12 protein-coding genes and 5 pseudogenes are annotated in these 13,018 nt (G+C 66.3%); 3 read left to right on the top strand and 14 right to left on the bottom strand.

Features of this window, described 5'->3' with window-relative positions; genetic code table 11:
* The first annotated feature begins 406 nt into the window (after positions 1-406).
* Entirely contained in the window at positions 407-628 is a 222-nt protein-coding gene (locus tag AC1DY5_RS20835) for a hypothetical protein (RefSeq protein ID WP_478114380.1), read from the top strand.
* 174 nt (positions 629-802) lie between these two features.
* Positions 803-1,174 (top strand): hypothetical protein, encoded by a 372-nt coding sequence (locus AC1DY5_RS20830; protein ID WP_478114379.1) that lies wholly within the window; start codon positions 803-805, stop codon positions 1,172-1,174.
* 58 nt (positions 1,175-1,232) lie between these two features.
* Here the strand turns inward: AC1DY5_RS20830 and AC1DY5_RS20825 are convergent, their stop codons facing one another.
* On the bottom strand, positions 1,233-1,433 hold the full coding sequence (locus AC1DY5_RS20825) for a hypothetical protein (RefSeq protein ID WP_478114377.1): 201 nt from the start codon (positions 1,431-1,433) through the stop codon (positions 1,233-1,235).
* A gap of 104 nt (positions 1,434-1,537) precedes the next feature.
* Here AC1DY5_RS20825 and AC1DY5_RS20820 point away from each other — a divergent pair.
* Positions 1,538-2,020, top strand: a pseudogene (locus AC1DY5_RS20820) (IS6 family transposase); the annotation flags it as partial.
* Between the two features lie 57 nt (positions 2,021-2,077).
* On the opposite strand, the pseudogene otnK reads toward AC1DY5_RS20820, so the two are convergent.
* From otnK to AC1DY5_RS20755, 13 genes and pseudogenes are all read right to left on the bottom strand, one after another.
* Positions 2,078-2,838: pseudogene (otnK, locus tag AC1DY5_RS20815) on the bottom strand (3-oxo-tetronate kinase); the annotation flags it as partial.
* Positions 2,766-3,311 carry an aspartate/glutamate racemase family protein gene (locus AC1DY5_RS20810; protein WP_478114375.1) on the bottom strand — a complete coding sequence of 182 codons (546 nt, stop codon included), beginning with the start codon at positions 3,309-3,311 and terminating at the stop codon, positions 2,766-2,768. The gene AC1DY5_RS20810 and the pseudogene otnK, both read right to left, overlap by 73 nt.
* A gap of 53 nt (positions 3,312-3,364) precedes the next feature.
* Positions 3,365-3,493 (bottom strand): hypothetical protein, encoded by a 129-nt coding sequence (locus AC1DY5_RS20805; protein WP_478114374.1) that lies wholly within the window; start codon positions 3,491-3,493, stop codon positions 3,365-3,367.
* 25 nt (positions 3,494-3,518) lie between these two features.
* A complete protein-coding gene (locus AC1DY5_RS20800; protein WP_478114372.1) occupies positions 3,519-3,872 on the bottom strand; it encodes a RidA family protein in 354 nt (117 codons plus the stop codon).
* Between the two features lie 32 nt (positions 3,873-3,904).
* On the bottom strand, positions 3,905-5,293 hold the full coding sequence (locus AC1DY5_RS20795) for an FAD/NAD(P)-dependent oxidoreductase (RefSeq protein WP_478114371.1): 1,389 nt from the start codon (positions 5,291-5,293) through the stop codon (positions 3,905-3,907).
* Complete coding sequence (locus AC1DY5_RS20790; RefSeq protein ID WP_478114369.1) at positions 5,283-5,651, bottom strand: (2Fe-2S)-binding protein; 369 nt, start codon at positions 5,649-5,651, stop codon at positions 5,283-5,285. The genes AC1DY5_RS20795 and AC1DY5_RS20790 overlap by 11 nt, the downstream gene beginning before the upstream one ends.
* The gene (locus AC1DY5_RS20785; protein WP_478114368.1) at positions 5,641-6,789 is read right to left on the bottom strand and encodes an NAD(P)/FAD-dependent oxidoreductase; all 1,149 of its coding nucleotides are present in this window, start codon (positions 6,787-6,789) and stop codon (positions 5,641-5,643) included. The genes AC1DY5_RS20790 and AC1DY5_RS20785 overlap by 11 nt, the downstream gene beginning before the upstream one ends.
* A 153-nt stretch (positions 6,790-6,942) precedes the next feature.
* On the bottom strand, positions 6,943-8,271 hold the full coding sequence (locus tag AC1DY5_RS20780) for an NAD(P)/FAD-dependent oxidoreductase (RefSeq protein ID WP_478114366.1): 1,329 nt from the start codon (positions 8,269-8,271) through the stop codon (positions 6,943-6,945).
* A 20-nt stretch (positions 8,272-8,291) separates the two neighbouring features.
* Entirely contained in the window at positions 8,292-9,011 is a 720-nt protein-coding gene (locus AC1DY5_RS20775; RefSeq protein ID WP_478114364.1) for a cupin domain-containing protein, read from the bottom strand.
* A 42-nt stretch (positions 9,012-9,053) separates the two neighbouring features.
* Entirely contained in the window at positions 9,054-10,535 is a 1,482-nt protein-coding gene (locus AC1DY5_RS20770) for an aldehyde dehydrogenase family protein (protein WP_478114362.1), read from the bottom strand.
* 303 nt (positions 10,536-10,838) lie between these two features.
* Positions 10,839-11,233 (bottom strand): annotated as a pseudogene (locus AC1DY5_RS20765) ((2Fe-2S)-binding protein).
* A 48-nt stretch (positions 11,234-11,281) separates the two neighbouring features.
* A pseudogene (locus tag AC1DY5_RS20760) lies at positions 11,282-11,772 on the bottom strand (Lrp/AsnC family transcriptional regulator).
* A 76-nt stretch (positions 11,773-11,848) separates the two neighbouring features.
* Positions 11,849-13,018: pseudogene (locus tag AC1DY5_RS20755) on the bottom strand (aminotransferase class III-fold pyridoxal phosphate-dependent enzyme); the annotation flags it as partial.

Here is a 13,018-nt window from a genome sequence, read left to right as displayed (position 1 = left end):
CCATTGACTTTTCGGTCATCCCGGCGCTGCCGTTCACCTTGTAGCGCATCCCTGTTTCTTCGGGAGCGCCTGGCCCGCGTGCGAGCTTGGGATGCTCAATAGGGCGAGCGTGTTTCTGTGCCAGCGGGAGGCGCCACGCGCGTGGGCGGTTTGCCAAGGAGTTAAGGAAATCCCGTTTTAGCTAAACGGGTCTCGCTCGGGTAGTCCCACATAGCATCTGTTGCGCTTCAGACTTGAAACCGCCATGACGCGTCGGCCCCGTATACAAGATTACAGATGTAAGACTTCAATCCTTGTCGCAAGCTCGAGCAGTAAATAACATCGGCGCCACCCCACCAACGGCTCGATGCCAGGAGTGAAGCATGACCAAGGTTATTGACCGTCGCAGCGGCTTGCATCGTTTTCCATGTCTTCCCTGATTTCTTCGACGGAGGGCCTCGAAAAGCTTCGCGAGGAAGGCGGCATAACCCTCTATCGAGGTGCGACAGAGGCCGACGGCTCGTCGCTGCTGACCGTCGCCGTCACGGGCGATGTGGTCGACGAGGGACGAAGACGACTCGAGCGCGAGTTCACCCAGCGCGACTTGCTGCATGAAGAATGGTCGGCCCGACCGGTCGCGCTGGCGTAGAAGAAAGTGAATCCGTTCCAAACGTGACGGTAAAAGTGTGACTGCCCGTGGTCTGAAGAGCCTTGTGCGCGGCGAAGCCGCATCCAGCAAGGGGTTGGCCACTTTGGAAAGTAAATGTGATACCGCTGTTCCGGAATCGCCCGAGTCGCGCGCACCTTTGTTGGGAGCGAGTTCATGCTGAGCATCATCGACGAACAGCAACTGTTCGCCATCGTCACGCTGGAGAGCCGAGACTTAGATGCAGAACGCAAGCGAACAGGGCGTTTGCAGAGGCGCAGCACCGCCGGACCGGCTTCCAGGCGAAGCCACCAGATCGAACGTCGACCGATTGAACAGTCGGACCCGTCTGCCCAGTTTGGGGCTGAAGCCCTCAAGCTGCGAAGCACCTCGTGGGCGTGTTGCGTCCACCGGCGTCGAGAAGCGGGGCGCGAAACTCCTCATGGTTCAACACCTTACGCAGCGCTCGAAGCATTAGATTCGCGAAGTATCGAATTTGCTTTGCGCGGTTGCGAAGTACCGGATTTACTTTCTTTCATGCGACGGTAAATCTGTGACTACGAGAGCAGCCGCCAGAGGCAAACGGCGCGCGTGGCCGGTATCGGATTTACTTTCTTCTACGCCGGATGCGCCTGGCGGCAACGAGATCGCGCAGGCGTGAGCGAAGCTCGGCATCGGGCACCGCGTCATCGGCTGCGAGATCGGACAGCTCCAACATCAGTTGCTGGTACTGCCGCGCCCAATCGACCGAGGCGGCAACACCGTCGGCACAGTGGCGCCACAGGTCGGCCACTCGGCGCTGGAACATGAAGATGATCTGATCGGTGGCCGTGAGCAGGCAGTACGCAGGAAGCAGCTCACCCCGAGCGTACGCGCCGGCTCCCTGATCCTGGCGCTGACCGACGGGGGCCGCCCGGGCGCGTCGATGAGACCTATGTGAGGATCCGCGGGAAGTGGACCTATCTCTATCGTGCCGTCGATCGAGAAGGCCAGACGGTCGACTTTCGCCTGAGCGCCAACCGCGATGTGAAGGCAGCCAAGGCATTCTTTCGCAAGGCGCTGAAGATCCAAGGGCGACCTCCGGTGAGTATCACGCTGGACGGCTACGCCGCCTCGCATCGCGCAATGCGGGAGTTGCCCGCGCAGAGCCCTCGCTGGAAAGACACTCGGCTGCGATCGTCGCGATACTTGAACAATATGGTCGAGCAAGACCATCGAGGCGTGAAGTCGCGCATCAAGCCCATGCTCGGCTTCAAGGTCTTCGATTGCGCGGCGGTGACGATCGCCGGCGTCGAGCTGCTGCATCGCATCCGCAAAGGCCAGTTCAATCTGGGCCGCTTGCGGGTGAAAGGGCAAGCTGCGCCCACAATCTGGAACGCCGTGCTCTCGGCCTGATCACGCCGAGAGCACGCCGATGTGACCCGACCACGTCGAATATTTGCACCAGAGCCCCTCGATGCCCAACCGGCCCTGCACCGATTTCACGGCGCCGGACTCGGCCGTCGAATAGACCAGCACCGGGCCGGATTCGAGGAGCGGCGCAGCCCAGGCCAGCGCCTCGGCCGCGACGTCGACGCCGGCCGCGATGCGCAAGGGATCGACCCCCAGCGCGGGCCGGCCGGAAACGATGAATGCTGCACCTGCCTGTTGGTGGCGAGCGAACAGCTGCCCGACACCACGGCCCGCAGCCCGCCCGCCGCCGGCAGAGCGCTCGCGCTGACCGATGGCGCGATGCCGAAGTTCTGCGGCAGCCCGATCGCCACGCCCGAACCGGCCGTGACCAGCGGCATGCGCGCCAGCGCCGGGCCCAGGCGCAGCAGGTCGTCGTTCGAGACCGCATCGACGATCGCGATGCCGACGCCTTCGGCACGCAGCTGCGAGATGCGCTCGCCGATCGCTTCAGCGCCACGCGCGACGGCGACGTGGTCGATCAGCCCCACCTTGCGCCGCGTCTGCGCCTGCAGCACGCGCACCAGGTTGGCATCGGTCATCGGCGTGAGCGGATGGTTTTGCATGCCGCTCTCGTTGAGCAGCACCTCGTCGGCGAACAGGTAGCCCTTGAACACGGTGCGCTTGTTGTCGGGGAAGGCCGGTGTGGCGACGGTGAAGTCGGTGCCCAGCGCATCCATCAGCGCTTCGGTCACCGGCCCGATGTTGCCCTCAGGCGTGCTGTCGAAGGTGGAGCAGTACTTGAAATAGATCTGCCGCAGGCCGAATTCCGCACCCGGGCGACCACCTCCTGCACCAACAGTTCCGGGCTCGCGAACACCGGCAGCCCCAGTTGGTCGGCCAGCGGTTCGCCCAAGTGCGCCAACGAGGCTTGCGCCAGGACGATGCGATCGACGCGCGGCGCCAACTCTGCCGCAGCCTCGCGCACGAGGCGATCGTGCAGGTCACGCCGGTTACTGGCCAGGGCGTCGAATGCCGCCGCGCACAGGACGCTCTCCGCCGGGATATCCCGGCCCGCGCTCTGGGCGTGCGCAGCCAGCAGTGCCCGGCTCGGTGCGACCGTCGACGAGGTCGTGCAGATCAGACCGACGCGGCCTGGCGCGCTCGCCACGCGGGCGTAGAGGGGATCGTCGATCTTGAGGATCGGCACACTCACCGTCTGGCGCGCGGTATCGATGGCCGGCGAGGTCGACGAGCACGTGAAAACGATCAGCTCGGCACCCGCATCGGCCGCCACTTGTGAGAGGGTGACGATGCGGCGCGTGATGCCGCTGGAAGGACCTTGCCGGATCAGATCCTGCGGGCACTTTCGTCCAGCATGTGAAAGCAGTCTGCGTCTGGCAGTTCCGACTGGAAGCGCGGACGGAAACGCTCGACCAGCATCGCGACGGTATGGATGAAGGCAATGCGCCGGATCATGGAAGCCCTTCGGATGGTCAACGGCTCAGACAGCGGCGGTGACCAGAATCTCCACCAGCAAGTCGGGGTGTCCCAGCTTGGACTCGCCGGTGGCGCGTGCCGGGCCAGCGCCTTTGGGCACCCACGCGTCCCACACCTCGTTCATGCCCGCGAAATCGCGCTCGATGTCCTTCAACCAGATCTGCACCGACAGCATGCGCGTCTTGTCGATGCCGGCCTTGGCGAGGTGGGTGTCGATCTTCTCGAGCACTTGGCGGGTCTGGCCCTGGATGTCCAACGTGCCGTCCTGCGCGGTGACGCCCGTCATATAGGCGACGCCGTTGTGCACGACCAGGCGGCTGAGGCGATGGGTGGGTTCGATGCGGGTGATGTCGGTCATTGGTGCGATCTGAAGGTGTTGAAAAAATGGAATCAAAGTGCGGCCAGCTCTTCGAGCGTGATCGGCTTGATGGGAGCGCGGATGCGGTAGTGGCCGACCTCGGCCGGAGGAACACCGCGCTCATGCGCGATGACCTCGGTGACCGTGAGGCCGCAAAGGCGGCCCTGGCAGGGGCCCATGCCGCAGCGCGTGAAGGCTTTGGCCTGGCTCGGCCCCTGGCAACCGAGGGCAACCGATCGGCGCAGGTCGCCGGCCGAGACTTCCTCGCAGCGGCAGGCGATCACGTCGTCGGCCGGCACGCGATGCTGGATCTTGGGACGGTAAAGCGTATCGAGGAAAGGCCGGATGTGCAGCTGGCGACGAAGCGCCGAGCGCAGCGGCTCGGCCTGACGGTCGCGTTCGAGTTCGGACACGCGCCCGGCATCGTGCGCCGCGGCCAGGCCGGCGAGCTGCCCTTGCAAGGCCGCTGCCAATCCGCCGGCGATCCCCCGCCCATCCCCGGCGATCAGGAAGCTGTCCAGCGCGAGGCGGCCCCACGCATCGGCCGCCGGCACCCAGCACAGCTGCTGGTCGTCCCAACGGTGCGCCAGGCGCAGCGAGGCCGTGATCTGGTTGTTCGGCACCACGCCCTGGTGAAGCAGTACGAGATCGGTCTGCACGCGGTGCGACGTGGCTCCCATACGAAAGCGCAGGGCCGTGGCCCGTTCGCCRCCTTCCACGGCGAGGTCGGTTGCGCCGCGGTAGTAGGGGATGCCGGCGCTCCGGATGCTGCGGATCAGGCCCAGGCCTTTCCTCACGTCGCGCCATCCGGCCAGTGCGCCGCCGAGATGGCGCAGGGCCCGCAGGTAGTCGCCGCGCTGCGTGGTGTCGACGATGGCGCCGATGCGCACACCGGCCCGCAAGTACTGCCAGGCCAGCAAATACAGCAACGGTCCGCAGCCGGCCAGCACGACCGGCTGCGATGGCGCCACGCCGGCGCTCTTGAGAAGGATTTGCGCGGCCCCGGCCGTCATCACGCCGGGCAGCGTCCAGCCCGGAATCGGAAACGGCCGCTCCATGGCACCGGTGCACAGGATGACCTGGCCGGCCGTCATGGACTGGGATCGCCCATCCTTCAAGTACTGAATGACGCGATCGCGGGAGATGTTCCAGACGGCCGCGCCGCCCACGTGCCGCGCCGTCGATTGCGCGAAGCGCTCCACCAGCGCTCGGCCAGCGCCGTAGTCGTCCCCGAGCACTTGCAGCCGATCGACCCCGGCCCGCGTGACGTCGCGGTAGATCTGGCCGCCCGGATGCGCCTGCTCGTCGAGCAGCGCGACCGACAGCCCCAGTTCGGCCGCGGCGGCGGCCGCTGCGAGACCCGCCGGGCCCGCCCCCACGACGGCGACATCTACCGCGCCGTCCACCGCGTCAAGCTGCATGGCTGTCCTCGGTGGTGTTCTCGTTGCCGCCGCCGCTGGTCGTGCGGATGGCTTCCCAGCTGCGGGCGCCTTCCTGCGAGCGGATCTTCATGCCCGGCTGAACCGGCACGAGGCAGGCCTGGCGATTGGCCACGCCGTTGATCTCCAGCAGACATTCGAAGCAAACGCCCATCATGCAGTAGGGAGCACGTGGCGCACCCGACACGGGCGTGGAGCGAAAGCGCGACACACCGGCCGCCAGCAAGGCGGCAGCCACCGAGCGCTGGCCGAGCACCGCAAGGCGGCGACCGTCGAACTCGACATCGATGAAGGGCTCGGTGGCGCCCGAGATCGGGCGAAAGAGCGGTTCAGTGGGCATGGTGGTGATCCAGGGGCTGGGGCTGTGTCGGATGGTCCGCGGCGGGAAAGCGATCGCCCCGAAAGGCGTCCAGCTCCTCGGGCGCGGCTGCGCCGTCGATCCACGGGGCGATGCGAAAGGCATGGGCCGCGGCCAGAGTCACGCCGCTGTGGCACGTGACGACGTAGGCGCCTGGGCAGGATTTCGATTCCTGGTAGATCGGATAGCCGTCCGGCGTCATCACCCGCAACGCGCCCCATACCCGAACCACATTGAGTTGGCCGAGCATGGGAAAACTGGCGACGGCGCGGCGCGCGAACTCGGCCAGGGTGCTGGTTGTCGTGCTGTCGTCAAAGCCCGCATCTTCCATGGACTCCCCGATCTGGATGCCGCCCTCGTCGGTCTGCCGGATATGGCCCGTGGGATAGTCGAAGAGCTTCTCGGTGCGCTCGGTGACGATCAATTGCCCGCGATTCGGCCGCACCGGCGCATGAAGGCCGACTTGACCGGCCAGGCGCGCATTGCCCAGCCCCGCGGCCAATACGAGCTTGGGCGCGCGAAACTGCTGGCCGCGGACGTGCGCCGTGAACAGGCCGTCTGCGTGCGTGATGCGCTCCACCCCGTGGCCTGTCTTCAGCATCACGCCTCGCTGGGTGCACGCGGTGTGCAGGGCGCGCAGCAGCTTGAGCGGATTGACATGTCCGTCCATCGGCGAGTAGCTGGCGCCGATCACCTTCGGTCCGACGTGGGGCAATCGCTGCAGCAGGGCCGCGCGGTCCAGGATCTCGAACGGGTAGTCGCCGCCCACCTCATCGCGCACCGCGGCAAGCCGCTCGCTGCGCGCCTCGAGTTCGGCCTCGGAAAAGCAGAGGTTGAAGGCGCCGGTCTGCTTGGCCTGGACATCGATGCCGGTCTCGCCCTGAAGTCGCGCCGCCAGCGTGGGCCACTGCCGGGCGGACTCCCGGGTCCAGCGCGCATAGTGCGGAACGCCGCGGCCCTTGCCGTGAACCCAGATCAAGCCGAAGTTCCCGCGCGAGGCGCGAAACGCATCGTCGCCTTCGTCCAGGACCGTGATGTTCTTGCCGAGCTGGCCCAGCCCATAGGCCACTGCCGTGCCGACCAAGCCGCCGCCAATCACGATTACATCGCTCGAAAACATGTATGCCTTTGGTGCCGGTTATCGCGATGCTGCAGATGCAGAGCCGTCGGCCGCGAGTATCGGCATGCGGGCTCATGCAGTCCAATATCAATCGAGGGGTCGGTCATTCAGAATTGACATACGCCCACTTCATCGTCGTACTCGCATGCTCACCTAAAAATCAGCGACCTTGCCCCATGCTGAGCCGCTGAACCGCTCCGGCCGGTACGGTATGGGATCCACGATCGGTTCGGCACCGGTGGCAAGGTCCGCGATCAGGTGGCCAGCCCCAGGGCCGATTCCGAAGCCGTGTCCGGAAAAGCCCGCAGCCAGGATGAAGCCCGGTATGGACGGCACTTCGCCGATGCCGGGAACACCGTCGGGCGTGCTGTCGACGAAGCCGGCCCAGGCGTGCGTGATCTTGGCGTCGCGAAACTGGGGCAGCAGTTCGACGGCGCGGCGGTGGGTCTCCCTGATCGTGGACAAACAGGGCTTCGGATCGAGGATGCGCACCCGCTCCATCGGTGTCGGCGCATCAAGCCGCCACCGCTTCAGCGTTTCGTGGCCACCACGAATGCCTTGCAGGCCTCCCGGCAGAAGGCTGCGCCAGCGCTTGGCGAACATGGGCAAGAATTGCGGGGCGAAGCGCATGAACTGCGGCGTCACGTCCACGCGTGCGCGGCCGCTGATGGCCAAGGCGTAGCGTCCGTCGTTGCGGCGCGTGGCGGACACGCCCCCGGTAAACACCACGGCATCCGGCAGGCGATCCTCCACAGGCGCCACGCTAAGGATGGATTGGCGTATCGAGGCCTGGGGAAATCGGATGCCGAGCTGCCGGCAGAACGAGGAGGCCCAGGCGCCACCGGCGAGCACGGCGGTCCTGGTCTTGATGACCCCAGCTTCCGTGATGACACCGCTGACCCGTCCGCCTTCCGTCTCGATGCCGCGGGCCGCGCAATTCTGGTGGACGCTGCCCCCGAGCTTGATAAGGGCAGCTGCCACGGCCGGCGCAGCCTTGCCAGGATCGGCGGTGCCATCGGTGGACGAGAAGACGCCGCCTTTCCAGGCGCGGCCGGTCGCTTGCCCGCGCTGGGCGGCCTGCCGGCTGTTGAGCATGTAGGTTGTCACTCCGGCGGTCTTCGCAAAATCACGCCAGCTGGACCAACGGGACAACTCAGCCTCGTCGTTGCTGAGATACAAGAGCCCGCAGCGATGAAAACCGGTGTCTTCACCGCTTTCGGCCGCAAATCGTTCCCAGAGATCGAGACTCTTGCTCGCCAACGGCAGTTCGCGAGCGTCGCGGTTCTGCTGCCGGCACCAGCCCCAATTGCGGCTGGACTGCTCGGCGCCGATCCTCCCCTTCTCGACCAAGGCGACCGAAACGCCGCGCTGGGCCAGGTAGTAGGCGGTAAAGACACCGATGATGCCGCCGCCGATCACGACGACGTCAGCCGAGGCCGGCAGCGTGGGCGAAGTTTGGATGTGGTGCAGCGGAGGGGACATGATGAATCTCGCTCGTCGTTTCAGGGCTGAACGCTTTGGACCACGTAGAACTTCGCCACGCGATCGCTGCTTTCCCATCCGATCGGCGCGCCCTGGGGTACGAAAAGCGCATCGCCCGTCCCCACCGACAGCACGCTGCCATCGGGGTATGCGAATCGCACGCCGCCGGCCAGCAGGTACATGAACTCGTTGAGGCGATGCGGGCGAACGACGCGGTGGTAGGGCGTCGAATCCCAGGTGCCCGCGCGGTACTCCGCCTGCTCGTCGGTGAAGACGTTGTCGCTGCGGCACTGAGGGGTCAAGCCCAGCAGCGTCTCGGCCGGGGGCGGCGTGGACGCCTTGAAGGCGGCGTCGGCGCGCAGTGGCGTGATGCCGGAGTTGCTCGGCCCCTCTGCCGCTGCCGCGCAGGACACGAACAACGTGCGCGATGTTGCCAGTATGCGAACTGCTGTCCCGCGGGCGATGACGGCCCCTTCACCGCGGCCAAGCACGAGCGGTGCCGCGTCGGCCGCCGTCAGGCTGAGCTCTCCGGCCATGACGACGATGGTCTCGGTGTGGGGAAAGCTCGGGACATCGACTTCACCGATGAAGCTGACCCGAGCGGCGATCATCGCATTCTGTCCTTCCCAGGCGATTTCGCGGTTCCGAGCGAAAGGATCGTCCGTGCCGAAGGCGGCTCTGCGGAAAGAAGTCGAGAGGGGTGCGCCGTCGGCGCGATGCAGCACTATGGCCACGGTCATGATTGCTCCTGCGCGTTGCGCGATGTTTTCACTGAAAGCCTGTCAGTCGGTACTGGGTGCCGAGGCATCCTGGAAACCAAGAATGGCTTTGGTTTCCAGGTACTCCTCGAGACCTTCTATTCCGTATTCGCGGCCATTTCCCGAGCGCTTGTAGCCGCCGAACGGGGCATGGGGGTTCCAGGCCGGATAGTTGATGTGGACCTGCCCGGAGCGGATCCGCGCCGCGACGGCGCGCGCCGCGCCGAGGTCCTTGCCTTGCACATGGGCGCCCAGGCCGTAGACGGTGCCATTGGCGATCTCCACGGCCTCGTCCACGCTGTGGTAGGGGATCAGCGCGAGCACCGGCCCGAAGATCTCCTCCTGCGCGATCTGCATTTGAGGATGGACCGCGGTGAAGATGGTCGGTCGGCAGTAGAAGCCGCAGCTTAAAGCCTCTGGCCGTCTGAGGCCGCCACAAATGAGCCGCGCGCCTTCGGCGATTCCGATGCTGATCATTTCCTGCACCCGATTGAACTGCGCGCGATTCGCCACCGGGCCATGCGTGGTCTGCTGTGAACGCGGATCGCCCACGACGATGCTGGATGCCGCTTCGAGCGCGATCCGTTCGACCTCTTGCAGGCGCTCGCGGGGCACGATCATGCGAGTCGGAGCGCTGCAGGATTGGCCGACGTTGCGGAAGGCGGCCGCTACGCCTGCTGGTACGGCACGCGCCAGGTCCGCATCCGGCAGGATGAGGTTGGGCGACTTCCCGCCGAGTTCCTGGGCCAAGCGCTTCACCGTCGGGGCCGCCGCTTGGGCAACCAGGACGCCGGCCCGGGTCGAACCGGTGATCGAGATCATGTCCACGTCCGGATGCGCCGACAGCGCGGCGCCGACCTCCGGCCCATTGCCGCTCACCAGGTTGAACACGCCCGGCGGGATGCCGGGGTCGTGCACAACCTCGGCGAAGAGCAAGGCGCTCAGGGGCGACAGCTCGCTGGGCTTCAGGACAACCGTACATCCCGCTGCCAGGGCGGGGCCGACCTTGGCGGTGATCTGGTAGAGCGGCCAGTTCCATGGGGTGATCAGGCCGCACACGCCGATGGCCTCGCGCATGATGGCCATGTCCCCGCGATGGGTGACAAACGAATAACTGGCCAGATTGTCGCGGGCCACGCGGATGTGCTGCGCCGCAGACGGCACCTGTGTGCTGCGCGCAAAGCCAATGGCAGCGCCCATCTCCAACGAGATCGCTTGAGCGAACAGTTCCGCGCGCTCGAGGATCAGGGAGTGAACGCGATCAAGAAGCAAGGCCCTGCTCTTGGCAGAACTCACGGACCAAGTGGCGAAAGCGCGCCGCGCGGCGGCCACCGCCGCAGCGACGTCTTGCGCAGTTCCCAGCGCGATCTCCGCGACAGGCTCCTCGGTCGACGGGTCGATGACAGAGCTTCGAGCTTGCCCCTGGGGCACGACCCACTCGCCGTCGATGAACACGCGATCCAGGCGGCCGGCGCTCCTGAGGCGTTCGACGATGGAGGAGTTCATGGAGTCGGTCTTTCGGAAACGCGACGTGAGGGTTGTTCATTGCCATCCATAAAGGCGTGGCCACGGAGGCTTGGTAGTGCGGTGGGGTGCGTCATGATGGGGCTGAGGTCGGGCCTTTGGATGTCCAAAAGTTTAGGCTGCGCACCCCTCGCGCCGGTGCTTCAATGAGGGTCTTGCACAAAGCAGGCTGCGGTTGTGCGACTCGTTACAAGCAGATCCTGCCGTCGTGCATACGTCAGAGGCCTTCACATCGGACGCACTCAACGGGTTGCGGCCGCGCCCAGGACCAAGGCCAATACGCCATCAGAACCAGTCCCAGTGTTTGACCCGCAGGCGTCTCCGCTGACCGGGCGGACGGGCTGAAGCGTTCGGCTGGGCGGCGAAGTCGGCGGACCGAAGCGCACTTCTTTGAACAAGTACTTGTAGTAGTAGCCCTTCAACCGCGGCTGCGCCAGCGGCGCGTGCAGACCGCGTCGAGCAGGCACGCAGGCGCTCGCCGGCCGGCGTCCGTACCCAGCAGTCCTGGCAGGCGCCCATCAGGCAGAAGCCGGCGCGCGGCCCGTCGCCGAACTCGCTGTCGGCACCCGCCGGCCGTGGCTGAGCAGCGCCACCAGCAGCGTGTCGCCGGCCAGCTTGGTGGCGCGTAATGCCGTCGATCAGCAGCGTCAGCGCGGTCGGTCGGTTTCGGCCAGGCGCACGAAGCGGGCGGGCGGAAGCGACGCGGGGTGTCGGGACGAAAGCGCCTCTCAGCGCGGGTGGGGAAACAGCCGCTCGATCGGACAGTGCGTCTTTATGAACGGCGAGTTGATGACGATGTAGCTGAAGTACTTGGCGACGCCGATGTCGCGTTCGAGCAATTCCTCGATGACTTCCTGGTAGTGATTGACGTCGCGCGTCAGGACGCGCAACAGGTAGTCGTAGCCGCCGCTCACCAAGTGGCATTCGAGCACCTCGTCGACCTCGCGGATGGCGGCCTCGAAGCGAAGTCCTCGCGGTTGTGGTCATGCAGTGTGATCTCGGTGAACACGGTCAGCGTGTCGCCCAGCTTTTCAAGCCGCAGGTGCGCGCCGTAGCCGCCGATGTAGCCGGCCTGCGCCAGCCGCTTCACGCGGATCAGGCAGGGGCTGGGCGAAAGGCCCACCGCGTCCGCGAGATGCACGTTGGTCATGCGTCCGTTCTTTTGCAATTGCGCCAGGATGCGCAGGTCGAGTCGGTCGATCTTGAAGGCTTCTGACATGGTGGCGCCGAAGAACGAAGCGAGCCTGATTCTGCTTCTGTCTCGATGGGTTGCGACGGCGGCGCGCGGCGCCCGTTCAGGCCGCCAGCGCGGCGCGAACGTCGGGGGCCTGGAGCACCTCGTCGAGCGTCTTCCTGAGGCGCACGAACATCTGAGCGAACTCGTCCTCGGGTGAAGGTGAGCGCCGGCGCGAAGCCGAGGATGTGATCGCCGAAGGAGCGGAACACCAGGCCGTTGCGGTAGCCCGTGGCGAAGATGCGGTCCGACAGGCCGAGCGCCGTGTCGAAGCCGCGCTTGCTCGCCTTGTCGCTCACCAGCTCCAGCGCGCCCAGCAGGCCGCGGTGGCGCGCATCGCCCACCAACGGGTGCGCGCGCAGCGCCTCGAGGCCGGCCGCGAAATGCGCCGCACCGCGCTGGCCGTTGGCCAGCACGCCGCCTTCCTCGTAGAGCCGCAGAACCTCCAGCGCGACCGCGGCGCCGACCGGGTGCGCCGAATAGGTGGCACCATGGCCGATCGACGCGCCGGCCGGCGCGCCGTCGGCGATGCCGGCATAGACCTGCTCCGACATCAGGGTCGCGCCCATCGGCACGTAGCCGGCGGTCAGGCCCTTCGCCACGGTCATCAGGTCGGGCTCGACGCTCTCGGCCTCGCACGCGAACATCGGACCGGTGCGGCCGAAGCCGGTGATGACCTCGTCCACCACGAAGAGGATGTCCAGCTCGCGCGCAGCCTCGCGCATGGCCTTCAGCCAGCCCTTGGGCGGCACGATCACGCCGCCCGAGCCCTGGATCGGCTCGCAGAAGAAGGCGGCCACATTGTCCGCACCCAGCTCTGCCACCTTGGCGCGCAGCGCCGCCACCGAGGCCGCGATCAGCGCCTGCGGATCGGCGCCATCCACATGACGATACGGGTTGGGCGAAGGGATGTAGTGCTTCGTGGGCAGTGGCAGGTCGAAGCCGCGGTGGAACACCGGCAGCGCGGTCAGGCCCGCGCCGGTGGACGAGGAGCCGTGGTAGCCACGCTCCAGCGCGATGAACTGCTTCTTCGACGGTTTGCCGATCGCGTTGTAGTACTGCACGATGAAGCGCACCGCGGCATCGACCGAATCGGAGCCGCCGAGCGTCAGGTACACGCGGGTCAGCGATGCGGGCGTGATCTGCACCAGCTTCTCGGCCAGGCGAATGGCCGGCTCGCTGCTGAAATGGAAGTAGCCCGTGGCATAGCCCGTGGCATACGGCAGCCGGC

This window comes from Variovorax sp. P4_D9 (assembly GCF_056401695.1).
The sequence above is the reverse complement of the archived record's forward strand: the minus strand, read 5'-3'. Positions and strand labels throughout refer to the sequence as shown.

What these genes read in the sequence shown, in the direction of transcription:
- AC1DY5_RS20800 (WP_478114372.1), bottom strand. Translation starts at nt 3,872, where the DNA reads ATGACCGACATCACCCGCATCGAACCCACCCATCGCCTCAGCCGCCTG.
- AC1DY5_RS20790 (WP_478114369.1), bottom strand. Translation starts at nt 5,651, where the DNA reads ATGCCCACTGAACCGCTCTTTCGCCCGATCTCGGGCGCCACCGAGCCC.
- AC1DY5_RS20780 (WP_478114366.1), bottom strand. Translation starts at nt 8,271, where the DNA reads ATGTCCCCTCCGCTGCACCACATCCAAACTTCGCCCACGCTGCCGGCC.
- AC1DY5_RS20825 (WP_478114377.1), bottom strand. Translation starts at nt 1,433, where the DNA reads ATGTTCCAGCGCCGAGTGGCCGACCTGTGGCGCCACTGTGCCGACGGT.
- AC1DY5_RS20805 (WP_478114374.1), bottom strand. Translation starts at nt 3,493, where the DNA reads ATGATCCGGCGCATTGCCTTCATCCATACCGTCGCGATGCTGGTCGAG.
- AC1DY5_RS20785 (WP_478114368.1), bottom strand. Translation starts at nt 6,789, where the DNA reads ATGTTTTCGAGCGATGTAATCGTGATTGGCGGCGGCTTGGTCGGCACG.
- AC1DY5_RS20775 (WP_478114364.1), bottom strand. Translation starts at nt 9,011, where the DNA reads ATGACCGTGGCCATAGTGCTGCATCGCGCCGACGGCGCACCCCTCTCG.
- AC1DY5_RS20835 (WP_478114380.1), top strand. Translation starts at nt 407, where the DNA reads ATGTCTTCCCTGATTTCTTCGACGGAGGGCCTCGAAAAGCTTCGCGAG.
- AC1DY5_RS20770 (WP_478114362.1), bottom strand. Translation starts at nt 10,535, where the DNA reads ATGAACTCCTCCATCGTCGAACGCCTCAGGAGCGCCGGCCGCCTGGAT.
- AC1DY5_RS20830 (WP_478114379.1), top strand. Translation starts at nt 803, where the DNA reads ATGCTGAGCATCATCGACGAACAGCAACTGTTCGCCATCGTCACGCTG.